The following is a 25,612-nucleotide window of genomic DNA, read 5'->3' as shown; positions in this document are numbered from 1 at the left end:
TAGACATTAGGAGGCACAACCATGAACGTATTCTTTAGAGATTTTTTTAGCGACCCAGTTTTATTTATGTCATTCGGCATTTTGGCAGTTGTTATCGTTTTATGCCTTTTCTATGTTGGTTACTTCATTAAAAAAGTACATGACGCAGAAGTTCCTAAGTAAGAATTAAGCACGACGCACAAAGCCCCTATCCAATTTATTGTTTAGGGGCTTTTTATTTGTGTATAGCTAAAATCTTGTAGCTGTTCTCAAAAAGCAAAAACTTGCTACAATAGGTGCTTATTTTGTTTCGAAAGTGTCAGCTATGTTACCTGAGTTTAAGCCTGCGTGGTGGATGCGCAATCGCCATTTACAAACCATAATGCCGCGCTTTTTTCGCCCTTTTCATAATACCCGGTATGACTTATTGACTATCGATACCCCTGATGGTGACTTTTTAGAACTGGCTTGGGCAACACCTCATAATGAGCAAGCCCCCCTCGCTATTGTATTGCATGGTTTAGAAGGCAATATAAATAGCTTTTATGCTAAAGGCATGATGAAAAAACTTAAGCAACAAGGCTTTGCTGTAGTTTTAATGCATTTTCGAAACTGCTCGCGCGAAGTTAACCGTTTAGCACGTGCTTATCACAGCGGCGAAACAGAAGACCTGCGCTTTTTCATCAATCACCTTAAGAGTAAATTCCCAAAACGCCCGTTATTTGCCGTGGGCTTTTCACTAGGTGGTAATGTACTAGCAAAATATTTAGGTGAGCATGGTACTAAATCGAACTTAACTGGCGCAGCCGTTGTTTCGGCACCATTTGATTTATCTTCATCTTGCGAAGTTATTCGTAAAAGCTTAGGTAAGATTTATCAAAAGTATTTGCTCGACCGTATGAAAAAGTCGATGCAAAGAAAGCTACCACAAATCGAACAGCAAATTAGCCTAACGCCAGAAAAACTGATGGCGATTGATGACTTATGGCAATTCGATAATATGCTCACGGCACCATTGCACGGCTTTGCCGGTGCTGAAGATTACTATCAGCAAGCGAGTGCAAAACCATTTTTAAAAAGCATTGCGACACCTACGCTGATTGTGCACGCCAAAGATGACCCAATGTTATCAATAAAAGCCGTACCAGATAGCTTAGATGTCAGTGAGCATGTTACGCTGCGCATCTCAGAACAAGGTGGCCATGTCGGTTTTATTAGTGGTAAAAACCCTTTTAAGCCCGAATATTGGCTTGAACGAATTGTTCCTGAATATTTTCAACAATTAGTTAAAAAAGAGCAGTTATGATCATTCCCCACGAACGCCTCGATAAAGAGACTCTGTATAATTTAATCGAAAGTTATGTTTTACGTGAAGGCACTGATTACGGCGAGCAAGAATTTAGCATTGAAAGCAAAGTAGCACAGGTTCATCAACAACTAAAAAGTGGTGAAGCCATGGTGTTTTTTTCTGAGTTACATGAGTCGGTTACGATTATATCTAAAGCTGAATTCATTGCTCTACAAGCAGATCCAGAGTACCAAGCGTCGTTTAACGACTAAACTTGTAAGTTATACTGTAACCCTTCACAATGGCTTTTTAACTTAAAGAGCCATTAAAAAATGAAAAAACTAAGCTCACTGGTTGCCGCTGTTTCTTTGGCCTTAATTGGTCAAGCAAATGCAGATCCGGTTACTGCATCAGATAAAGCCATTAAACTGGCAAAAGACACTATTTTAATCGATACCCATATCGATGTGCCTTACCGTATTCATAACAAGTGGGCTGACGTAACCAAAGCTACAAGCGACGGTGATTTTGATTATCCGCGTGCTGTGCAAGGTGGTTTGAACGCTCCTTTCATGTCAATTTACATTCCTGCAAACCTAGAATTTGAAGGCAAAGGTAAAAGCTACCAATTAGCAAATCAGCTAATCGATTCTATGGAAGCGATTGTACAACGCGCGCCAGATAAGTTCGCCATTGCAGACTCGACTGCCGATATTATAGAGCAGTTTAAACAAGGCAAAATGTCGATTGCTATGGGTATGGAAAACGGCTCACCTATCGAAGGCGACATTAAAAACCTTAAGCATTTTTATGAGCGTGGCGTACGTTACATTACGCTCGCTCACTCGCAGAGTAACCACATTTCTGATTCATCTTATGATATTCGTCGTAAGTGGAAAGGCCTGAGCCCATTCGGTAAAGAGCTGGTAAAAGAAATGAACAACATTGGTATGCTGGTTGATGTATCGCATATTTCTGATGATGCGTTTTACCAAGTGATGGAAATTTCGAAAGTACCCGTGATTGCTTCACACTCGTCACTGCGTAAATACACCCCTGGCTTTGAGCGTAATATGAATGACGACATGCTGTTAGCACTCAAAAAGAACGGTGGTGTTATTCAAATTAACTTCGGTTCAAGCTTTGTTACGGCAAAGGCTGGCTCTTGGTACGATCAGCTTAAATCAGCAAAGGCTGAAAAGAAAAAAGACGGTACTAAGCTAAGCAAAGATTTTGATGCTGCTTATCGGGCTAAAAACCCGTTTCCATTTGCAAGCTTAGAACAAGTACTTGATCACATCGATCATGTCGTTGAGCTTATTGGCATCGATTATGTGGGCATTGGCTCAGATTACGATGGTGTCGGCGACTCTCTACCTACTGGCTTAAAAGATGTATCTAGCTATCCTAACCTAGTGCAAGGTCTAATGGACCGTGGGTATAGCGATAAAGACATCAAAAAGATTTTAAGTGGCAATATGCTCCGTGTATGGCAACAAGCTGAAGCATACGCAAAAGCCCATTAATCGACATAAACTCTATTTAAAAGCGCAGCTAACTAGCTGCGCTTTTTGTTTTTATCATCATAAGTAATTGATAATACAAATGGCTTGTTTTAATCTGCTGATATTACAAAGCAACTTGGATGATGTGATATGTCGACTTGGCAAGGGAGTACTGCGCTGGCATTTGCAAGCATTGCACTGGGCTTATCAATTTATAGCTATACAAAAGTAAACTCGACTGACAAGCCTGTAGTTATACAGCAGGCAAAACCTAACTTAAAAGAGTTAACCATTCCAGAGCAAGACAGAGAAAACCTAGTTGCCTTACATGGCTATATTTTAGATCTCGAAACTCGCATTCACGAGCTTGAAAATCAAACCCACACTCTTGACCAAGAGCGACTGACCTCATTGGTAAAACAAGCAATGGCACAGCAAGAAAGTGAGCGACGAGCTGAGATAGAAAAAAGGAACCCAGCAATGGGTTGGCTAGGAAATTTACCTGATGACTACCGCGAACGTATCAAAGCAGACCCACAATATGCAGACAGCTCAATAAATGAAGCTCTTGCTACCTTACTCAATTTGAGTAAGTCCGAAAATGAGCGCTTAGCAGCCTACGGGCAACTAAAAATGACCTTAAGCATGCTCAGACGCGACTTAGATGAAAACCAAGAAAATGCTGTTATCGATGCCATGATAAGCATTAGCGAATACACTAATGATCCTAAGATTCGTGTCAGTACTTTAGAGAATTTATCTCGCCAAAATAACGTCTCGCCTAAGCTCGCTGAGCATTTTCAAAAGCTGTTACAAACAGACGATAATGATTATGTTCGCAATATTTCTGCCACAGCCCTCATCGGCCAATTTTTCCGTGCCACAAGAGACGGCAACAATAGTTATGCCAGTGATTTAGCAGAACGAATTACCACTCTTGAAAATAGTAGCAATACAAAAGTTGCCGAAATCATGGCTGAAAATCTAAAAGGCCCACGCTTAAGAGAAGAACTAGATAAAGCGCTGGGAAAATAAAAAACCGTAAGTTACCACTAGTAAAAAGCTCTAGCTCTTGGGTTTTACTTTACGGTGCTTTTTGACTCGCCCGTGTTTAGGGATAATTGTTAAGTACATTACTAAAGCTAACCACGAAAAGAAGATGATACCGATTAACCAAGCATTCTTTTCGTGGCCTTGCGTGCGTTTACTATTGAGCACAATGACCACAGGTAAAATGTAGGCACTGAGTACGATAATTAAAAACACAACTTCATTCATATATACCAATTCACTTAATTAAAAGTATTATTGCGGATTGGTACTATACCAACGCTGACCAATCAACTTCGTCGCTCAAAACTCGTTCAGCAGCGATATAATGCAAAATATCTCCCTCACTCACCACGTAATCAAGCGGCGGGTTTAAGTCCATATTTTTTGCACTCAAATTATGTGCGACACCCAGTAATATAGCATCGTGACTATATTTAAAGTGATGAAACAGTTTGCCAAATTCCATTGCTTGCACGCCTTTTGGAATTGGTAAACTAAATTGAGTATCACCGTGCAATGTCGATAGTAACTCTTCTTGCACGCGACTTGAACCCGGGTCTTGCATTGAACGCACTAATATCTCGGCTGATTTAGCACTGCTACATTCTACATTGTGGCAATGCTCATGTAGCATTTCGATTTTAGTTTCATCAGTAAAGTGCGCACTAATGTGGCACTGTTCATTTACCAACTTGCTAATACGTAATGCCGTTGTAAACGTTTGGTCATCATCTTGGCCATCAATAATAATTTTATCGGCTCGGCCAATCGCAATTCGGTTCAACTCATCTAGGTCAGTAAAGCTAGTTAAGCGTGCAAAATCAACCATCGGGTTTGCTAAAAATGGATGCTCCATTTGCTCCGTAACAGCCAATAAAATACGACGATCTAAACGTTTATGATCGGCCAAGATATAATCGACCATCTTCTTAGTACGTGTATCATGCCAACCAAAGATAATAATGTGATTGTTTATATGTGCGAAGCTTTTATCACCCGTCATAGCGCGCCTAATTAAATAAGTTACTGTTTGCCCTGTTTTTCCTAACAGAACGCCAAATAATGCTAAACCAAAAGGTATTTGCAGTAATGCGACAATCCAACGGCCAAGCTCAGTGCTCGCACTAAAGTCGCCATAGCCAACTGTTGACGTAGTTACTACATAATAATAAAAATAAGTGCCAAGAGGTGTAAGAGCTTGCTCTCCTGCAAGCATAAGCAGCCACCAAATTAGTAGCATATGCAAAAGCGTGGTAAGCACCACAGCCTGCCAACTTACTTGATCAATATGGCTGCGAATAAGAACTACTATTCGATTAAAAAAATAGTGCATGATCCTTGCAATTTATCGTGGGGGAAATTATCGATACGGTACTGTAATGCAGGATATTTAGCAACAGGCGCTAAATTGAACATACATGTCGATGAAAAATAATAGTAGACTATACTATCTCTGTATTAGGTGTTTAGGGTGAAATATGTCAGGTGTTCTTGCTTCTGTTGATAAGCGTACGCAACTGGTCGGTGAAAACCGCTTAGAGCTTTTGTTATTTTACCTTCACAGCCGTCACTTATTTGCTCTAAATGTGTTTAAAGTCAAAGAAGTAGTAAAGCTGCCACCAATTAGCAAGATCCCTCATGCGCACCCAAAGGTATCGGGGGTAGTCAATATACGCGGTGAATCAATTCCGGTTATTGACTTACGCAAGGCGATTAATATGCCTGAAGCTAAAAACATCGAAGATACAAACCTAGTTATCACTGAATACAACCGCACTGTGCAAGGTTTTTTAATAGGTAAAGTGGATCAGATCATTAATATGACATGGTCAGATATCATGCCACCGCCAACCGCAATTGGTAAAAATCACTACCTAACAGCCTTAACTAAAGTAAAACGCGATGGCCAAGAACATCTAGTTGAAATTATCGATGTAGAAAAAGTGCTCGCCGAAATCGTTGAGTATGAAGTACAAATATCTAATGACATTCTTGATAAAAGTATCGTGAATGAATTTGCAGGCCGCAAAATTCTTCATGCCGATGATTCGCCAACTGCTCGTAAACAAGTAAGCGATACCTTGTCGCAACTTGGCATCGAAATCATACCTGCTCGTAACGGACTTGAAGCACTCGAAATGTTAAAAGGCTGGGCTGATCAAGGCAAAGATGTTGAGAAAGAATTACTCATGGTGATCACCGATGCAGAAATGCCGGCAATGGATGGCTACCGCTTAACACACGAAATTCGTAACGACAGCCGCATGAAAAACCTATATATCGTGCTTAACACATCTTTGAGTGGTAGCTTTAATCAAGCTTTAGTTGAGAAGGTTGGTTGTAATGCGTTTTTATCAAAGTTCCAGCCAATACTGCTAGTCGAAGAAGTTCAGGCTCGCTTAAAAGCGGTGCTTGAGCAAGATTCACAGTAATTAATTTTAGCATTTGTTTTTGAAGGCATAAGCTCAAGCAACGACGTCGCAATTTGCCAATCATCGTTATTCATGATTTATTGGCACTATCGATTCGACGACAACAATAAAAACCATGCTAAATCGCGTTGCTAAACCATTCACTAATCTAGTAGAGCGTTATCTACCCGACCCATTTGTATTTGTTATATTACTCACTTTGCTGAGCTTTATCGTTGCGAGCCTCTTTACGCCATCAACGCCCACGCAAGTGCTCGCGGCTTGGGGTGGTGGTTTTTGGAACCTGCTACAATTCGCCATGCAAATGTTGCTGGTGCTGCTAACGGGCTACATGCTAGCGAGTACCCCGGTGATGCGCAGCATACTCAACAAGCTTGCGACTTTCGCCAACAGCTCTGCCAAAGCGATTATACTCGTTACGCTCGTGTCATTATTGGCTAGCTGGCTAAATTGGGGCTTCGGTTTAGTTATTGGCGCTTTGTTCGCCAAAGCAATTGCGAAACAAACCCGCGTTGATTACCGTTTGTTAGTAGCCAGTGCCTATTCAGGTTTTATTGTTTGGCATGGTGGCTTAGCCGGTTCAGTGCCGCTGACCATCGCAACCGATGGCCACTTTGCACAGCAAAGCATTGGGGTGATAGGTACCGAAAACACAATTTTTTCGGCATTTAATATCGCTATTGTTGTGGGCTTGTTTATTATCATGCCGTTGGTAAATCGCTATATGCTGCCAAGCGAAAAAGACAGTGTTTATGTTGACCCCGCAAAGCTTGATGATGAAACGCAGCAAATAGCAACACCCACCCGCCCTGCTGAAGTCATAGAACATAGTCGTTTGCTTGGTATGGGAGTAGGTGCCGTTGGTCTTGCCTATTTATTTTATTATTTTGTGTTAAACGGAGGCGGCTTAAACTTAAATAGCGTGATCGCAATTTTCTTATTTAGCGCAATTTTACTGCATCAAACACCACATAATTTACTTAGCAGCTTACAGCAAGCAATCCCTAGTGGCGCTGGCATTGTGATTCAATTTCCATTTTATGCCGGGATCATGGCGATTATGGTAAAAACGGGACTTGCTCAACAAATTTCTGAAGGATTTATTGCCATTGCAACAGCCGAAACGCTGCCTTTTTGGAGTTTTTTAAGTGCAGGGTTTGTGAATATCTTTGTGCCGTCAGGCGGCGGCCAATGGGCGGTGCAAGCGCCGATTGTCATTCCTGCAGCACAAACACTTGGCGCGGATATGCCACGGGTTGCTATGGCTGTCGCATGGGGCGATGCTTGGACTAACCTTATTCAGCCGTTCTGGGCACTCCCCGTACTTGCTATTGCCGGCTTAAAAGCAAAAGACATCATGGGCTTTTGTCTTGTGCAGCTGATCATCACCGGCGTATTTATATCGTTAATGCTGAGTTTTTATCCTTAACACCAAATTAGGAAGTGATAAAGACACTTCCTAATATCTGGCAATACGAGTTAACTTGCTAAGATCTTCATTGGTAAGCTTAGGATTGGGCTTTCTGAGTCGGCAAAGTGCATCATCACCGCAACGTGACCTGCAACAACCAGTGCGTACATTACTGCTGAAAAACCCTGCCCGTAAGTATCAAGAGGAATGAGGTGTGAGTAGTGACGTCCGCGCCACTCAAAGATAATCTCAAGTGCCCCTACAAATAAGAAAAACACCAGTAGCATCAAGCCAAAGGTGTAACTCAGCCACAAGCCAAATAACACACCTAATAAACATACACTTAGGCCTATCCATGAACGCATCGAAAAACTAATGCTTTTAAGTACATGGCCACCATCCAAGGGCAGAATAGGTAACAAGTTAAATAGGTTTAACAGTGCACTGAGTACCGCCACACCGGCGAATATTTCCATTTCAGTGGCGTAGTAAAGCACCACTCCTAGCACTGAGGTAATTAAGCCAAAAGCGGGCCCCATGAGTGAGATCACCACGTCTTGCCATCGAGTGGTAATTTTATCATCAGAAACAGCCAAACCACCGACAAAAGGAATAAGGTAAATACCTTTCGTTTTAATGCCAAAATATTTCATTGCGCGCACATGACCGTATTCATGCACAACCAAGCAAGCGATTAACATTAAGGCAAATTCAATGGAAAATAGCCAAGCGTAGCCAGCCACCGAGGCACCCGCTAACGCAGCTTTCACGACTTTTGCACTTTTGAATAATTTAAAACCTAATGCCAGCAAACCAATAATGCCGCGTTTTGGTTCGGCTTCTTGCAACTCAGGTAAAGCAAGTTGACTTACCTGCTGCTGATTAACAAAAATCACTAAGCTTTTTTCGTGCACTTTACTGGTATCAAGGCCAATACGCTGCCCCTGAAAATCAAACTCATAAAGTTTTGGCTCTGGATTATCGAAGGCAATTGCTTGTTGTTGATGAAAAAGCTGAATTAACTGTGAGCCGTTTAAATGCAAAATAAAGATTTCATCTGCGAGACTCAACTGAAGTCTGACCATAGTTCTTATAAATACGAATAAAAAGTGCGGCTATTATACTTCGCACAGATAAAATTACGAGTTTCAACCCCTTAAGTGATTGTGTATTTATTATACAAAAAGAAATCAATAAACATGACTTAATGCAATTTTTCTACTACTTTTATAATAGTATTCTCATTCAAGGAATGAATATGGTTAAGTCAAATAGGCACATTCTTGTCGTAGATGATTCGAAAGCAATTTTAATTGTCATGCATGCTATTTTGAATGAGCTCGAAGTCCCTCATATCACCACCAGCCTAAGTGCTGAGGAAGCACTAGAAAAAATAAAAAAAGCCCCGAAATACTTTGATGCTGTTTTTACTGATCTCAATATGCCAGACATGGATGGCATGGAACTTATCCGCCATTTAGGCGCCATGAAATACCAAGGTGCAATTGCCATTATTTCTGAGATGGACCCTAAGGTTATAGACCTAGCTGCTGACTTAGCTCGCAAGCATAACGCTCACTTAATTGGTAATGTTTCTAAGCCAGTACAATTAAATCAAGTTTACTTACTACTTCAAAAGTTGGAACACTTTGCTATTCATGTTGAACGAACTCAGGCGCCTATTTCTGAATCATTACTACTGCATGCTATCAGCCACAATGAAGTGATCCCGTTTTATCAGCCTAAAATTAATCGTCATGACAACCGGGTTGAAAGTATTGAGGTGCTTGCCCGTATCAACACAAGCCAAGCAGATGAAATTATCTTACCTGATCGCTTTATCTGTATTGCTGAAGACCTAGATTTAATAAACCTTATTACTTTTCAATTATTTGAAAAAGCCACTAGCGATTTTATTGAAATAAAGGAAAACTTTGATCAAAACTTAAAGCTCGCTTTCAATTTATCACCCTCGCAACTAGAAGATTTAAGCTGCCCAGATAAACTTGCGTTAATCTTACACTTAAATAATTTAACTCCAAGTGAAATTATCCTCGAAATCACTGAGCAGTATGCACTTAGAAGTGCGGCACAGCTCGAAACACTCAACCGTTTACGAATGCGCGGTTTTGGTATTTCGCTCGATGACTTTGGTACTGGCTTTACTAATGTTCAACAACTCAAAACATTACCGTTTACCGAAATTAAGATTGATCGCACCCTGATTAGCAATATTGAAACCGATCAGTTTTCCCAAGTGATTGTTAGTAGCTTAGTGAATATAGCGATACAAGAAGATCTCGCTATTGTAGCCGAGGGCATTGAGCGAGTGGAAGAACTCGAATACCTCGACCGCTACAAAGAGTTTATTCTTATGCAGGGCTTTTTGCTGTGCCGCCCGAAAGCCAAAGAAGACTTTTTAAATTGGTCACTCTCATGGCGACAAATGGTAAAAACCGCAGCAGGACATCGCCGCTAAGGTTGACGCTTATCGTCACTGACGATGGTATTACTCGATGCTAAACGTTGTCGCCAACGCTGTTTGGCGACTTTTTGCATATTAGCTGATTGATCATGCTCATCAACAATCTCGAGCCCCATTAATGCTTCAATTAAATCTTCAAGGGTGACAATACCTTGCACATCACCGTATTCATCCACGACTAAACAAATATGCGTGCGCTCAGACAGTAAGGTTTCAAGTAAGGTCGGCACATGTAAGGTTTCTGGTACGGTGTAAATAGGCTTAACGAGCTTGCTAATTTTATAGTCTTCACCTAGACGATGATAAGCCAGCATAATGTCATTTTTATGCACAAAACCAATAATATCATCACCATTTTTGTCATAAACCAACACTCGAGAGAACGAAGAAGAACCATGCTCCGCCAAGTATTGGTTTACAGTTAAATCTTTATGTACTTTAAAAAGCACCGTACGTGGTGTCATTAAGGTATCGAGTTTGGCATGACGAAAATGCAGCAGGCTGCGTATGATTTCAGATTCATCTTGCCCAAGGGCTCCTGATTCAGTACCAATATCAGCCATGGCTTCAATTTCTTGGCGAATATAATAGGCTTCATCGTAATTACGCCCCAAAAAGCGCGTTAGAATATCTGCAAACCACACAAAGGGTTTTAGAATAAACACTAACCAAATCAGGCTCATACTAACAATGGGTGTTAATCCTCGCCAATAATTAGCCCCTAATGTTTTCGGAATAATTTCAGAAAGCACTAGAACCAATAGCGTCATAATTGCAGAGGCAACACCAACCGCAGCATCTGAAAACACCACTGCAGCTTGTGCGCCAACACCAGCTGCGCCTGCCGTGTGCGCTATGGTATTTAACGTAAGTATTGCTGCCAGCGGTTGGTCTATATTGTCTTTAAGCTTACCAACACGTTTTGCCAGTTGTGGTTGTTGCTTTCTGAGCATGGCAACATAACTTGGCGTAATACTTAACAGTACCGCTTCCATCACTGAGCACAAAAACGAAACCGTAATGGCAACAAACATATAAACAAGTAACAATGTCACTGTAAGCCCTCTTAAAAAGTTAACCTGCTCACCATAGCAATTGAAAACCACAAGCTCAAACCCGACTGCAATCTAACGCAGAGCACTTTTTGGCTAATTTGCAGCGTGCTATATTGGTTTAAATTACCTTCAACAGGCGAAACTATGACACTTTCAACTACTTGGCTAAGCCAATCAGCCAAGCTAAAAACAACATTTAGTGCATTAGCGTTATGTGCGTTAAGCAATACTGCGATGGCCGCTGCCATTGATAAATCAGCGGTGCAATTTATTGGCCCTCTTGGCGAAGATATGCAACTTAAGCCATATCAAACGGATCATCGCGATGCCATTATTGCTAACCTATTACCAAGCTTGCAAAACAGCAGCGATAGCATGCGTGTTTTTGGTAATGAACTTGACTGGCAATCATTCGATAAAGTGAGTGCGCTAACACTTGGTGGTTTACAGGCACTCAAATTTACCGCCTCAACTGAACGTTTTAGCCAAGGCTCATTAACACTTAAAGGCATTGAAAACGCGCAGCTATTTATTGATGGTGAAAAGCAAACAGAAAAAAATAAAAGCTATGAGCTAGCTTTAAGCCAAGGCGATCATCAGTTTATTATCATCACTGAGCAAGTAGCCAACTGGAATGAGGTTGAGCTTGATTTTACGGCTAAGTCAGAACTAGATGCTGTGCAATTTAGTGCTAAACAACAACACGGTTTGTCGGCTAAGCAATTATTCGATGCGCCAACGGTTAGTTATATTTCAATGGCACCAAATGGCGATTACTTCATAACTAGCCAACGTCATTACGAAGATGCAACCGCTAATCAAGCGCAATATGTTACTGAGCTTAAAGACGCAAAAAACAATACACTTTATCGCTTTGAGTCAGCCCAGCCGAGTAACATAACTTGGAGCCCAGATAGCAAAAGCTTAGTGTATTTATTAAATGGCGAGCTTAAGCGTTTAAACCTAAAAACCATGCAACTTAGCGTCATTGCTAAAAACCTCGCGGGTGCAAGTGGCTTTCAGTTTTTCGATAACAACAGCTTAATTTTTAGTTGGTCGAAGTCTCCAACAGACAATGGCAGGCTCACTAAACATTACCAAGGCCTGCAAGATCGTTGGTCTTATGCTCGTACCACGTCGCAAGTCTATTTACTCGATATCGCAACAGGTCTAAGCAAAACCTTAAGCCAAGGCCCACTTAGCCATTCACTTGAAGATTTTGACGCTAAAAGCGGTCACGTCTTAATGAGCCGCTCAGCACAAGCAATGCAGCTATCACCACAGCCAGCAACAGAGCTTGTTGAGCTAAACCTAGCTACATCGGCTCTTACGGTACTTGGTCAATACAATACATTTAATCAGGCCAAATATACTGACGACGGAATTTATGTCACTGCCGGACCAGATTTTAATAATGGCTTAGGTCGTAATCTTCCTGAAGGGATGCTTGCGAATAACTATGACGGTCAACTTTATTTGCTAAGCCGTGACGGTAAAAAAGCCAGCGCTCTGAGTAAGGCTTTTAACCCAGCTATCGGCCAGTTAAATGTGCTTGAAAACGGTGATGCGCTTATTAAAGTTACCGAGCAAGATACCGTACAACTTTATCAATTCGACTTGAGCAAAAAGCGTTTTAATAAAGTGAATACGGGCTTTGATGTTGTGGAGCAATTTAGCTACTCAAACGAGCGTACCCCACGTATTTTGGTTACCGGCACCACAGCGTCAACACCTCAGCAGTTAAAACAACTCAGCTTAGGTAAGAGCCGCGCTAAAGTAGTCTGGGATTCTAAACCAATTGGCTATGAAAATACGCAAGTAGCCTCACTGGAAGAGTTTAACTTTACTAATAAAGATGGCATTGAAATTAAGGGCCGCGTTTATTTACCCCATGATTTAGATAGCAATAAACAATACCCTGCACTGGTTTATTATTATGGTGGTACATCGCCAGTAACCCGTGGTTTTACCGGTCGCTACCCATTTAACCTATGGGCTGAGCATGGCTATGTTGTTTACGTTGTACAACCTACGGGCGCAACAGGCTTTGGCCAAGAGTTCTCGGCTAAACACGTCAACGCATGGGGTGAATACACCGCCAACGATATCATCGACGGTACTAAAGCCTTTTTAGATAAATATAACTTTGTAGATAGTAAACGTGTGGGTAATTTAGGGGCCTCTTACGGCGGCTTTATGACCATGCTACTCGCAACTAAAACAGATATGTTCAGTGCATCGATTGCTCATGCTGGAATTTCAAACATCACCTCGTATTGGGGCCAAGGCTGGTGGGGTTACTTATACTCAGCTGAAGCATCTAAAAATAGCTATCCGTGGAACAATCCTACACTTTACAGCCAACACAGCCCGGTTTTTCATGCTGACAAAGTAACAACGCCGTTATTACTCCTTCATGGTGATTCAGATACCAACGTACCGGTTGGTGAAAGCCACAATATGTACACGGCATTAAAATTATTAGGTAAAGATGTTGACCTGATTGAGTACAAAGGTGCAGATCACCAAATTTTTGCTCGTGATAAACGCTTCGACTGGTGGAATACCATGTTGGCTTATTTCGATAAAAACTTAAAAGATCAGCCACAATGGTGGCAACACCTTTATCCTGAAAAGTAGTTTAATCACTTGGCTGAGCACTGTGCGAGTGCTCAGCTTTCATCCTTTGCAACTATCGCTAAGCCATTAAATTGTAAGAAATAGTTATAAACCTTATCATGACTCTTCTCAGCCTTTGCCATACAGTGCTAACATTACAACAAATCAAGTGTGAAATTAAAGCGAATGACTATTCAAGTTTTATTGGTTGAAGACGACGAACTACTCGTTAAGCGCATTCTTAATCATTTTAAAGAAACTGAGTTTAATATTGAGGTAGATTCAACGGGGGCCGATGCATTAAGCATTGTGCAATCGCGTGCGTCATCAAAAGAAGCAATTTCTTTAGCCGTTATCGACATTGTGTTACCAAAACGCGATGGGCTTTTGCTTGCCAAAGAGCTTAATGCACTAACAGACATTGGCGTTATTGTGCTGTCTAGTCGTGACTCGCAAGCTGACCGTATTGCAGGTCTTGCACAAGGTGCGGATGACTACATTTGCAAACCAGTTGATTTACTTGAACTTGAACTAAGAATGCGCGCCCTGTTTAAACGCATAAAAGGCTCTCAGCAAGATGATGAGAGCGAAGAGTTTATTGAATATGCCGACTTTAAACTGCACCCTGATAACCGCACATTAGTCACCCCTAATGGTGAAGAGTCTCGACTTACTGAAGCAGAACACAAGGTACTTATTTGCCTTATTGCAAATGCGGGTAAAGCGACATCACGTGAAAAAATTTCCGAAGAAATTGGTCAGCCTGACTGGAGCCCAAGCGATCGTACCGTTGATGTACTTATTGGCCGCTTACGTAAAAAACTCAGCGATGAAAAAGACCAAAAGCGTATCGTAACCGTTCGCGGTAAAGGCTACATGCTATCAATTTAAAAGCTCACTAAAACTGCGTTAATTGACTTATTAGCCGTTCAAACGCACGATAATTCAACGCCTCTTTTAATTCGTTTAAAGTAATTGCTGGCTGTGCTTTCAAGTCGCTAATGGTACGCGCCACTTTAATAACACGATGATATGAGCGTGGTGATAACGCCAGTTTTTCGCTGGCTTTTGCTAAAAACTGCAGCTCAGCAGCTGCCAACTCACAATGAATGCTCATTTCTTTATTATTCAAGCGCGCATTCACTTTGCCTTGTCGGTTGAGTTGAATTGCATAAGCTCTTTCGACTCTGGCTCTTACTTGTTCACTGCTTTCTTCTACTTGCGTGCTCTGCAATTGACTACTGGTGAGTCGCGGCAGCTCAATTTGTAAATCAATCCTATCGATAAATGGCCCAGATACCCGAGATAAATACCGCAATACTTGATCTGGCGTTGCACGCTTATCGGTATGACTTCCCGTTGGGCTAGGGTTTAACGCAGCAATTAACTGAAACAGTGACGGGAACTCCATTTGTCGTGCCGCACGCGATATGGTCACCACACCTGTTTCCATTGGTTCACGCAATGAGTCGAGCACTTTTCTTTCAAATTCGGGTAACTCATCTAAAAACAGAACGCCATTATGAGCGAGAGAGATTTCACCCGGTTTAGGATTTGAGGAACCACCAACAAGGGCAACAGCAGAGCAAGTATGATGTGGATTTCTGAAGGGGCGTTCACGCCAATTAGATAAATCAACCGACTGACCAATTATCGAATATAATGCGGCAGTGCTTATTGCTTCATCATCTGACATGGTTGGCATAATCGTAGGCATACGCTGAGCAAGCATTGACTTGCCAGTACCTGGAGGGCCAAGAAATAGTAAATTATGACCACCAGCCGCAGCAATTTCGAGCACTCGTTTAGCCCCAGGTTGACCTTTCACATCACTTAAATCGAGTAGCGAGTCACGCTGCGGCTGTTGCTCTGGATAACAAATATTAAGTGGCAGGGGTTGCTGGTTTAATAAGTCATTCCAAACATCTTGTAAAGAGTAAACGGCCTTTCGAGAAACGCCCGAAACAAGGCTTGCAAGATTATCGTTTTCGGCGGGTAAGAAACAACAGCGACCCTGCTCTTTCGCTCCTAACACCGAAGGCAAAATAGCATTCACCCCTCTTACCTCACCATTTAAAGCCAGTTCTCCGTAGAACTCATAACGATGAATATCGGGGCAGTTTATTTGCCCAGAGGCGACCAAGATACCCACTGCAATAGCCAAGTCAAAACGGCCACCCTCTTTAGGTAAATCAGCAGGCGCAAGGTTGACGGTTATTCGTTGGTCAGGAAAGCCAAACTGTGAGTTTTCGAGTGCGCTACGCACTCTATCTTTTGATTCTTTGACTGACGCTTCAGGCAAGCCAACGATATGAAAAGCTGGCAAGCCATTTCCTAAGTGTACTTCTACAATCACTTCAGGAGCTTGCACACCTACTTGTGCACGAGAAAATATTCTAGCTAAAGACACGATCCATGATGTCCCTATCATTCATTCTTAATACTAATCTTAGTCGGGATATTTAAAAACGTGTAATGTAAGGTGCCATTTCATTGCAGCTAAACGCAGTGATAAGGTCATAAGCATAGCCAACACCATGGCCATTTCGGTCACTAAACCCAGTGAGATACTTAATGTGTAAACAATCCCACCTGCGATGCAAGTAATAGCATAGAGCTCACCTTTTAACAGCATCGGCATATTTCCAGCCAACACATCACGGATAACGCCACCAAAACACCCTGTGATCACACCCATAATAATCGCCGTGGTATCAGGCATACCGGCAAGCATGGCTTTTTGCGCCCCCATCACCGCAAAAAATGCTAAACCAAAAGCATCTGCCACTTGCAATGCATTAAGTGAAATCGAACGCTGTTTATTGATTAAACGAGTGGTAACAAATACAGAAAGTAATATAGCCCAGAAGTAGCTTTGATCATGTAACCAAAATACGGGCACATCTAAAATAACGTCGCGCACAGTTCCACCGCCAATAGCAGTGACTGTGGCTAACACAACAACCCCAAAGCCATCCATTTTTTTGTCGTACGCTAATAGCGTTCCAGAAACAGCAAACACGGCTACGCCGATTAAATCAAACCAATGGTAAAGTTCAGTCATGTTTGTAACTAAAAAGTAATGTTAGTGCCGTTGTAACATAAACTTTTCAATCTTTTAAGCGAAGATTAGATCTAAGTAGATTAGCTGGTGTGTATTTTGATTTACTACGACTATCAATCCTAAAAAAACAGCCCAGTACTTCATACTGTGCTGGGCTTTATATACCCAAACCATTTCAAGGTGCGAGTTTCAGTTGGAATTAAAAGTGATTTAGGCAAGGCATTGATTGCAAGTAATAGTGGTTCTATTGTTAAAATCAATAACGCAGTATAAATCGCTTTTAAACCAACCCTTTGGGCGCTTCGCAGGCACTTACTCTCATCGTTGTTACTTCTTAAAAGGGACTGCCATTCTTGCAAAGTAACGCCTTGATTTTAAGCACCTGTGAAACGCTGAATTCTGCATCTTGAGGTGGTTTGGGTATAAATTACTGCTTAATTAAGCTGCCTGACAAAAATATATGTAATGCAGGGTCATCATCGTCGTTATAGCTTTCTGGTACTTCAAAACCTAAAGTTTCAACGCTAAATCCTCCATCAACGGTTGTGATAGGAGTCATTAACACGCCATAACCATAATTCTGACTCTCGGTAGCCTCACTAAACATCATTAAAGATCCTAAATGCAGCTCCCAAGACGCACTACGAACTTCACCATCTAATTCGAATGAAGCGCTGCCATCTTCAGCAATGACAATATTTGATGTTTCAACACCACCACTCTCGGCCATATAGGTGAAAATATGTGTACCAATTAAGTCGACTTCGGTAAAAGAATCTTGCTCAATAACTCGCGTAATTCTTTGCATTACACCGAAGTCATCGCCATCTTTAAATTGTAAAAAGTTGCCTTGTGCTTTGACAATAAAGTGCGGGTCAGCTTCTTCTATTGGGCTACCGTATGTTTTTTCATAGAAATCGACAAACACTTTTTGATTCTCAATATCATAATTATAGTAACCTCCAGATATACCCAGCTCATCATTTTCAGTGTCATGAGCAAGCTCTAAGAAAGTACCGTCTTCTTTAAATATGCCCATAAAGAAGTCACCATCAAGCGACCCATCGAAATAAGCACCTACTAGTGGATTTCCCAGACTATAAATACGTGTTAGTACAACATCACCTTCCCCTTCAATTTCAAGAGTAAGTGTATCTGCAGAGACAGACGCTATAATGCTGCCAGCATCGTCAATCCCAAAACTTCCATTGGTATCTTCGCTTAGTTCAACAGCAAACTCACCTGTACTCTCATTCCAAGTAAAATCGCCTAACTCAAATCCCGGATGAGCATCATCAACGCCTTCATCTGCCATTGCTTGAATCTGAATCCACTTCCCATCACGTAAAACCACTGCAACATCAGGTTCATCGGCAAGTTGCCAGGCGCCATCTAACGGGTGCTCTGTTGCAGGGCGATCAATATCAACCTGCGCTTCCGCCATCGCTTTATCAAAGAACCAAGCTTGCTTATCACCTTCAGTACAACTCGCTGACTGCGCATAAACACAAACCGTTAAGAAATACCTATCAAAGTCACTAACCTCTGCTTGCGATGTATTAAACATCAATTTGCCGGAGGCTAAGCTGTAGTCATATTCAGTTAAAACTCCAAGATATGAAAAGCTAATTCTACGTTTATATTCATCTAATTCATCGTTATAGATTGTCTCAACTTTAATAGTTTCAACACCACGTTCCCTTGGCGAATAAAGCTCAATAAAACCAACGTTTATCGGATAACCATTTTCATCATAGCTAGCGTTTTCTTCTAACCAGTAGGGAGCAAATTTAGATACGCCATATTCCTTAGAAACTGAGAAGTTACGAAGATGTGATGAGTAATCCTCTGGGCGTTCGGTTCCGTCATAATTAAAAAAGCGATACTTACGGTAAGTAAAGTTTTGCCCGTTATTGGTTGCTAGCAGACGTTGAGAAAACTCACTATATACTTGGCAAACATCATCTTCAGGGCAGATTGGCTGAATGCCATTACTTGTAAAATAGTTATAACGTAAGAATTCTCCATCACTACTTACTTGCCAAGAACGAAAGTTTTGATTCAAATTAAAATTCATTAAACCATCGTCATAAACGTCGTAATGAAGGTCTGTTTGTGGTGAGTTATAACCTTGGTACACAGTCCATTTACCAAGTAGATCTGCTTCAGTAAATGAAAGCTGGTTATCTTTCACCATTAAACCAGTAACTGTTCGCGAGCTATCATCTGTTTTAGCTTCGAGTGATGCAGCAAATTGATAACCAACTTGTACATTTTTAACTAACCAAATTGCGATGTCATAATTGATACTTTCTGCGCTATTACTTATAAGCAGTTGATTCTCATCGACTTGCCAAGTAACACTGACAGGCGTTTTATCGTTATCAGTGAGCGTCCCAGTTCCACCAGAAAGTAGCTCAATACTTACAGCACTACTATACCCACCAAACTCGCTCAAATTATCAATAACCCAAGTACCAATAAGCTCATCTGCTGTCACTGCAAGTGTTTGTCGTTGTTCAATAAGGGTGGCGTTATAATTAGATTCAGAGCTGTTATACACTTCACCGCTGTTACTGAAACGAGTTTCAGTTTTGCGAGAAAACTCTACAGTTCTATTAGCATCATTTTCCAAGAGAATAATTAGATCTAACTCAACTAAATACTCACATACCTCCTGCTGCTGATCATTTTCATCATTGCTAAATGAGCAGTTTATAAGTACAGGCTCAGCTAAATTAATTGTAATATCCTGCTCTTGCTGAGACCAATTAAAGCTTGTATCGACATCAATCAAACTAGCATAGCCAGTTCCATCAGCCTTAAACTCTAACTGCGCAGTTGATGCTCTATAGTATTGCGGCTGCATTAAAATATACTCACCCACAATACTAGTAACGGTCTGATCTACAAGTTCATCATCTTCTTTAATTTCTTCTTTTGTCGATTCAATTAGACCCGGTTCTTGGCTTTCTACGGTATTAACAAAGTTATCAATATCCTCAGAATTTGATACAAGGTCTAAGGTTGATTCGACGCCTTCAGGAAGTTCATAGTTTTCGTTATCAACAATAATTTTAATTAATGATGCTAAAAGTAACTTCTCATCCGCATCAACAGCTAACAATGCATCATCGAGTGCTTCTTCGGAGTTGATATCAGCACCATCACGAGTCAATAATGCAAACTCTGCGGTAGTAACATTAGTTACATTTACGCCAAAATTATCCTCTTTACTAAGTTTTCCATCAGCTCCTGCTTGCGCCAGCAAAGTTGAAATTGATTTTAGCTGTGAGACAAACTCTACACCGGGATTGATTGAATTATTACCATATGCGACTAGCTTCACTAATTCATTTGCATCAGAGTCATCCACTTCAATATCTACGCTAAAACGACCCTGGGCATCCGCGGTTACTTCAAACTGTTCATCACCAATTTGAACTACAACACTAGAATTAACAATCGGCTCATCAGTTACAATGCCTTCAAATGTTATTTTTAGTGCCTTGCGCTTCAGAGCTATATTAACTTCTGCACTTGCAGTTGCATCGTCATCATCTGTTACAGTCAAAGCAAGAACAATATCTGCATCTTCTTCAACTGCAGGTGCTGTAATTGTTAAGGTGCTTGTATCGCTACCAGAAAGATCAAGGGTAGGACCAGATACTTGTGTCCAAGCATATTGACTAATACTTCCGTCACTATCAGTCGCTGTCGCCTGTAAAACTAGCTCCTCTCCCTCTAATAACTCTGTGTCACTGTTAATTGATACTGTTGGACTTTTATTCTCTTCAGCAACAGGAGGGGTATCATCTTCGTTATTGCTATTATTCCCACCACAAGCTGTTAAGCTAATAATACTGGCTGCGAAAAGTAATTGTTTTATAAAATTCATAGACCTGAAATTTGGAGGGCTCATCATGTTAATCCTTACATTGATTGCGGTATAGCTCACTAAAAAGAGGCAACTGCAGAGCAGTTGCCAATCTCAAAGGAAGCAAATCTTAATAAACATATGAACAAGGTCAGCGCTCGATCACTCTTTTAACCATAAATTAGACTTTATGTTTGCCCGTCAATTTGAGTACTTCGAAGCATGTTTTCCCGTTCATTTTTCATTAAGGTTTTATGGTAGATGAGTTATTCAAATTGTGTGTACTGAATGCCGACAAAAATGTACTCAAATACGACATGTAATTAAAAAACAGTAGGTTAAAGTTTTTGACATTGATATTCTTTTGCCGTCACACCATATTTTTCTTTGAAAAACTTAGAAAAATACGAACGTGAGGAAAAACCAACATCATCTATAACTAGACTTACTTGGCGACCCTGCTGTAACAACTCAGCAGCTCTTTGCAATCTATATTCGCGAAGATATTCACTTGGTGTGATATTTAACAATACTTTTAACTTTCTTTGGAATTGACGCTCACTCAATGCTAAGTGCTTCGCACATTCAAGCATAGAAAAGCCCTGCTGATGAAAATGCTCAGCAACATATTCAGCTAACTTTTCAAGCAGCTTTTTGTCTCTCGGATCGAGTGAAAAGGCCGTTTTTTGCTGAGCTTTATGTGGCGACTTTTCAGATTTCGATTGTTGTGCATATTGAGCTACCCAGCCTAGCCAGTTCTCAATTTTTAAAAATAGCTCTTCTCTATCGAATGGTTTAGTGATCACATCTAGCGCGTGTTGCTGCAAACTACTCACTCGAGTTTCATAATCGCCCTTTGCGGTCAAAATAATTACTGGGATATGGCATGTAACGGGCGAGTTATGTAATGAATCTAACACAGTAAAGCCATCAACTTTAGGCATCATTAAATCAGTGATGATTAAATCTGGCACTTGGCTCAAAGCTATTTGCAATCCAACTTGACCATCTTGCGCTAATAAAACTTGGTAGCGGTGTTGTAACTCAGATTTAAGGTAATGGCGTAACTCATCGTTGTCTTCAATAATTAATACACTGGCTTTATTCTGCACTTCATTTGATTTTGAACTGATTCTTGCAGCAGAAGCTTGAGCGGCAAATTGCGTTGCTTGAAATGAAAGTTTAAAACTAGTTCCTTCCCCTAAGCGACTTGCCAGCACAAGCGTGCCTTTGTACTTATCAACCAAACGCTTAACGATGGCTAGGCCAACGCCACTACCTTCTACATTTGCATGACTACTCACTCTGTAGAAAGTATCAAATACTTTGCCTTTTTCAGCGTCTGCAATACCTTTACCTGTGTCTGTTACTTCTATGTTGGCAAGCTCACCTGATACGCTTACGGTTAAGCCGACTTGACCTTGCTGAGTATATTTAAATGCATTGCTTAAAAGGTTGGTAAGAATCGTGATCACCCCTTCTCGGGTGCTTTCGATAAATACGGCTTCTTCAATATCGACCTTAAAGTCGATAGGCTTTTCACCTAACACAGCAAACTGCCCTGCGACCTCTCTGGCAATTGCCGATAGTGACACAACTTTTATAATCTCTTCATGGCGCTCATCATAACGAGTCAGCGTTAATAGCTTATCAACCAAATTTTCTAAACGCCGGCTATTTCGCAATACCAAATTCAGCTGCTCACGCTTTTCAGTAATTCGCTCATCAGCTATTAGCTTTTGCAACGGCGCAATCAACAAACTCAAAGGAGTACGTAATTCATGAGATGCATGCGTGAAGAAGCGTACTTTATTTTCGAGTGAATCACTCAGAGCTTCAGCTTGATGTTCGATGAGCGTTTTTTGCTCTGCGATTTCGTCGGTACGCTCACTAACAATTTGCTCCAGATAATATTTTTGTTTGCGTATCCGGCGAGTCCAAAGCACTGTGAATAGCCAGACCATCGCCAAAATCAGCATAGCCGCTAACAGATAAAACTCACTAGTTTGCCACCAAGGAGCAAGAACGGTTATGTTTAACAGTAATGGAGTGAGCACATTTGCCCCGCTTTCACTACTAGCATTAACTTTCAACTGATATTTACCAGCAGGAAGGTTAGTATAATCAACAGATAAAAAAGGCCCTGTAGCTTTACGCCATTGCTGTTCAAAGCCCGCTAACTGATAAGAGTACAGGTTAGTCTGTGGCTCAGAGTAGTGTAGGTAACTAATCTGAAAGTGAACCCGTTTGATGCCCGCAGGAATAGTCACTGAACGGCTTTTTTCTATTTGGTATAAACTGCCTAAACGACTGACTCCTTCGTTTACCACATCCTCATCATCAAATTGCAAACTAGTAAGTGCCAATTGCCCGCCAATAGTATTAACTTCAAGGTCAGCAGGATTAATGACACTCACCCCCTGTGTGCCACCAAACATCAAGCGGCCATCACGGGCTTTTAAATAAGCACCGGCATTAAATTCATTACCTTGTAAGCCATGTCGAGCTTTATAATTTTTAATGCTCATGGTTGCTGGGTCTATTTTAGCGAGGCCATTGTTGGTACTAAGCCAAACCCAATCGTCGTTATCTTTTAACAACGCATAAACGACTTGATTAGGGAGGCCTTGATTGACATTAAATTGATGCACGTGCTGGTTGCTCAAATCAATAATATTTAAGCCGTTCGACGTTGCGAGCCACATTTGCTGGTCAATTTCTAAAAACGCACGCACTGTATTATCAGATAAAGCCAAGTCGCCTTTGCGATAATTAGTGAGAGTATCGGTTGCAGCGTTGTAATGATAAGCCCCATCACCATCTGTGCCTATCCACAGATCTGCTTGCGAGCTTTTATATAAACTCGTCACCCGTGCCGTTGGAATTATAAGTTGTGTATTCGCTACAGGCTGTGCAAAACTAATAAATTTGCTGCGCTGCCTATCAAAACAAAACAGCCCTCCACCATTCGTGCCAACCCAGACATTATTTTTCTCATCGACTAAAAGAGCATATGTACTGTTCTCAGTTAAGCCATGCTCGCCTTCACCTGCTCGAAAGTGACTGATGCTGCCATCGGTATGCAAAACATCAATCCCTTGCTGCCAGCTGCCAATCCATATATCGCCATTACGATCTTCGGCAATGGCTTTAATTGCATTGCTACTAATTGAATACGGTGAACTTTCGGTGGTTATGCGCTCTAAACGATTTAATTGCTGATCAAGAATATCGATACCGCCACCCCAGCTGCCATACCAAATACGTTGCTTTGAGTCTTCAAATAGCGCCCACGCATCGTTACTTGAAAGTGGCGCTGGCTTTTTTAACTTACTAAATTGCAATGATGCTGGGTCGAGCTTACTGATCCCATTTGCAGTACCGAACCACATAATGTCGCTACTGTCTCGGTAGATACTATAAACCCGGTTATGAGCAAGACTATATTTATCAAATGGGTCATGTGCTAAAACGGTGAAGCTTGCATTAATTGGATCGTAAACATTAATCCCGCCACCTCGCGTTGCCAGCCAAACTTGGCCTTGGCTATCAAACTCAATATCACGAATTTCATTACTGCTAAGCCCAACACCGCCATCATTAGAGGTAAGCCACTGCGTCATTGTTTTAGTGCTTAACTCAATCTTGTATAAGCCACCACCCTGACTTGCCAACCAAATACTGCCATCAGCTGCCTGTTTGATAGCAAAGATACTGGCATGAATATCTACTGGCTCAGCAAAGCCAGAAAAAATAGTATTAATTTGTTGTTTATTAATAAGATCATAATGAAGTAACCCTGCTCCATGGGTACCAATCCAAAGGATGTCGGCAATTTTTGATAGCGCATAAATAGGCTTTTTTAAGTCTGTTATTAACCTTTCAAGTTGCTGTGTTCGCTTATCGTATCGAAACAGGCTGCCGTCGTAAGTACCAATATAAACATGCTGTTGCGCTACCAATAAACTGGTGATGCGACGCTCTTTTAAGAGTGGCTCAGAAAATTGATAATTATGTAATGCAAGTTGGTTTACACCACTATTTCGCGTACCTATAAACAGCTGTGATTCGCTATCAAGTGCCAATGGATAGATATAGTTATTTGCTAGGCTATTTGTCTCATCAGAGGCTGTGAATACGGTAAACTTATTGCCATCATAACGGTTTAAACCTGCCTGCGTCGAAAACCACATAAAACCTTGCTGATCTTGCACAATATCGAACACAACACTTTGCGATAATCCATCCTCAATATCGTAATTATGAAATGCAGACCAAGCTGAAGGTAAGAACAGAAGTGCTAACAGCGCTATTAAAAAACGGATCATCCCTAAATCTACACATTTATTATTAGTTATTAATCAAGCGTAGTTCAGTTCAGCTAACATTCATAATCATTTCCCAATTTAGGGATGAATGACCAAGATAGATATCAAGGGGTTGGATTTAGATGCGAGTTAGCGAGGGTAAAAGTTCTAGCTTCTAGGTCAAGCATAACCTTGGGAGTGCTTTAATGTGGTTTGGCTTTACCAAAGAAAAGGTTTACATGGATTGTGTTGGGTTTCGCTGCGATCAAACCAACCTACCCGAAGAATGAACAGGCAGAATGCTGAGTGAGATACCACACTAAACAACTCCATCGTTCTAATCTGACAGCTGATAGCTGATAGTTTTTCTACAGGCATTAAAAAAGGCCGCCTAGGCGACCTTTTTATAAGCTGTGAAGCTCTATCTGTTGATATTACTCAACGATAGTTGCAACAACACCAGCCCCAACTGTACGGCCACCTTCACGGATAGCGAAGCGTAAACCTTAGTCCATAGCGATTGTGCAGATTAGTTCT

18 protein-coding genes and 1 pseudogene are annotated in these 25,612 nt (G+C 41.2%); 10 read left to right on the top strand and 9 right to left on the bottom strand.

Features of this window, described 5'->3' with window-relative positions; translation table 11 throughout:
* The first annotated feature begins 21 nt into the window (after positions 1-21).
* The 5 genes from CWB80_RS15485 to CWB80_RS15465 all read left to right on the top strand — a co-directional run bounded on the left by CWB80_RS15485 (position 22) and on the right by CWB80_RS15465 (position 3,807).
* Positions 22-162 (top strand): DUF3149 domain-containing protein, encoded by a 141-nt coding sequence (locus CWB80_RS15485; protein ID WP_074989877.1) that lies wholly within the window; start codon positions 22-24, stop codon positions 160-162.
* Between the two features lie 142 nt (positions 163-304).
* Positions 305-1,285, top strand: coding sequence for a hydrolase (locus CWB80_RS15480; RefSeq protein WP_138600971.1), 981 nt, complete (start codon positions 305-307; stop codon positions 1,283-1,285).
* Positions 1,282-1,539 carry a YheU family protein gene (locus CWB80_RS15475; protein ID WP_138600969.1) on the top strand — a complete coding sequence of 86 codons (258 nt, stop codon included), beginning with the start codon at positions 1,282-1,284 and terminating at the stop codon, positions 1,537-1,539. Before CWB80_RS15480 ends, CWB80_RS15475 begins: the two co-directional genes overlap by 4 nt.
* A 60-nt stretch (positions 1,540-1,599) precedes the next feature.
* The gene (locus CWB80_RS15470) at positions 1,600-2,793 is read left to right on the top strand and encodes a dipeptidase (RefSeq protein WP_138600967.1); all 1,194 of its coding nucleotides are present in this window, start codon (positions 1,600-1,602) and stop codon (positions 2,791-2,793) included.
* A 129-nt stretch (positions 2,794-2,922) separates the two neighbouring features.
* Positions 2,923-3,807, top strand: coding sequence for a hypothetical protein (locus CWB80_RS15465; protein WP_138600965.1), 885 nt, complete (start codon positions 2,923-2,925; stop codon positions 3,805-3,807).
* Positions 3,808-3,837: 30 nt separating this feature from the next.
* Here the strand turns inward: CWB80_RS15465 and CWB80_RS15460 are convergent, their stop codons facing one another.
* Positions 3,838-4,050: a hypothetical protein gene (locus tag CWB80_RS15460; RefSeq protein ID WP_054554498.1), complete on the bottom strand. Its 213-nt coding sequence runs from the start codon at positions 4,048-4,050 to the stop codon at positions 3,838-3,840.
* Between the two features lie 43 nt (positions 4,051-4,093).
* Positions 4,094-5,158 carry a potassium channel family protein gene (locus CWB80_RS15455; protein ID WP_138600963.1) on the bottom strand — a complete coding sequence of 355 codons (1,065 nt, stop codon included), beginning with the start codon at positions 5,156-5,158 and terminating at the stop codon, positions 4,094-4,096.
* A 145-nt stretch (positions 5,159-5,303) separates the two neighbouring features.
* Here CWB80_RS15455 and CWB80_RS15450 point away from each other — a divergent pair, with 145 nt between their 5' ends.
* Entirely contained in the window at positions 5,304-6,257 is a 954-nt protein-coding gene (locus CWB80_RS15450) for a chemotaxis protein CheV (RefSeq protein WP_054554500.1), read from the top strand.
* A gap of 115 nt (positions 6,258-6,372) precedes the next feature.
* Positions 6,373-7,686 carry a short-chain fatty acid transporter gene (locus tag CWB80_RS15445; protein WP_054554501.1) on the top strand — a complete coding sequence of 438 codons (1,314 nt, stop codon included), beginning with the start codon at positions 6,373-6,375 and terminating at the stop codon, positions 7,684-7,686.
* Positions 7,687-7,736: 50 nt separating this feature from the next.
* Here the strand turns inward: CWB80_RS15445 and CWB80_RS15440 are convergent, their stop codons facing one another.
* On the bottom strand, positions 7,737-8,753 hold the full coding sequence (locus CWB80_RS15440) for a metalloprotease (protein WP_138600961.1): 1,017 nt from the start codon (positions 8,751-8,753) through the stop codon (positions 7,737-7,739).
* 173 nt (positions 8,754-8,926) lie between these two features.
* Here CWB80_RS15440 and CWB80_RS15435 point away from each other — a divergent pair, with 173 nt between their 5' ends.
* Positions 8,927-10,147: an EAL domain-containing response regulator gene (locus tag CWB80_RS15435; RefSeq protein ID WP_138600959.1), complete on the top strand. Its 1,221-nt coding sequence runs from the start codon at positions 8,927-8,929 to the stop codon at positions 10,145-10,147.
* Here the strand turns inward: CWB80_RS15435 and CWB80_RS15430 are convergent.
* Complete coding sequence (locus CWB80_RS15430) at positions 10,144-11,208, bottom strand: hemolysin family protein (protein ID WP_138600957.1); 1,065 nt, start codon at positions 11,206-11,208, stop codon at positions 10,144-10,146. The genes CWB80_RS15435 and CWB80_RS15430 overlap by 4 nt on opposite strands.
* 144 nt (positions 11,209-11,352) lie before the next feature.
* Here CWB80_RS15430 and CWB80_RS15425 point away from each other — a divergent pair, with 144 nt between their 5' ends.
* Both CWB80_RS15425 and CWB80_RS15420 read left to right on the top strand, forming a co-directional pair.
* The gene (locus tag CWB80_RS15425) at positions 11,353-13,848 is read left to right on the top strand and encodes an alpha/beta hydrolase family protein (RefSeq protein ID WP_138600955.1); all 2,496 of its coding nucleotides are present in this window, start codon (positions 11,353-11,355) and stop codon (positions 13,846-13,848) included.
* 165 nt (positions 13,849-14,013) lie between these two features.
* Positions 14,014-14,718 (top strand): response regulator transcription factor, encoded by a 705-nt coding sequence (locus CWB80_RS15420; RefSeq protein WP_054563933.1) that lies wholly within the window; start codon positions 14,014-14,016, stop codon positions 14,716-14,718.
* A gap of 7 nt (positions 14,719-14,725) precedes the next feature.
* On the opposite strand, the gene CWB80_RS15415 is transcribed toward CWB80_RS15420, so the two are convergent.
* The 5 genes and pseudogenes from CWB80_RS15415 to CWB80_RS15390 form a co-directional block, all read right to left on the bottom strand.
* Positions 14,726-16,237 carry a YifB family Mg chelatase-like AAA ATPase gene (locus CWB80_RS15415; protein WP_138600953.1) on the bottom strand — a complete coding sequence of 504 codons (1,512 nt, stop codon included), beginning with the start codon at positions 16,235-16,237 and terminating at the stop codon, positions 14,726-14,728.
* Between the two features lie 39 nt (positions 16,238-16,276).
* The gene (locus tag CWB80_RS15410; protein WP_138600951.1) at positions 16,277-16,891 is read right to left on the bottom strand and encodes a trimeric intracellular cation channel family protein; all 615 of its coding nucleotides are present in this window, start codon (positions 16,889-16,891) and stop codon (positions 16,277-16,279) included.
* 427 nt (positions 16,892-17,318) lie between these two features.
* The gene (locus tag CWB80_RS15400; RefSeq protein ID WP_138600949.1) at positions 17,319-20,816 is read right to left on the bottom strand and encodes a PKD domain-containing protein; all 3,498 of its coding nucleotides are present in this window, start codon (positions 20,814-20,816) and stop codon (positions 17,319-17,321) included.
* A gap of 290 nt (positions 20,817-21,106) precedes the next feature.
* Positions 21,107-25,096: a hybrid sensor histidine kinase/response regulator transcription factor gene (locus tag CWB80_RS15395; RefSeq protein WP_138600947.1), complete on the bottom strand. Its 3,990-nt coding sequence runs from the start codon at positions 25,094-25,096 to the stop codon at positions 21,107-21,109.
* 413 nt (positions 25,097-25,509) lie between these two features.
* Positions 25,510-25,612 (bottom strand): annotated as a pseudogene (locus tag CWB80_RS15390) (EF-Tu C-terminal domain-related protein); the annotation flags it as partial.

The sequence above is a fragment of the Pseudoalteromonas sp. S1650 genome (assembly GCF_005887195.1).
Taxonomy (GTDB): domain Bacteria; phylum Pseudomonadota; class Gammaproteobacteria; order Enterobacterales; family Alteromonadaceae; genus Pseudoalteromonas; species Pseudoalteromonas simplex.
This window is presented reverse-complemented; position numbering and strand designations above follow the sequence as displayed.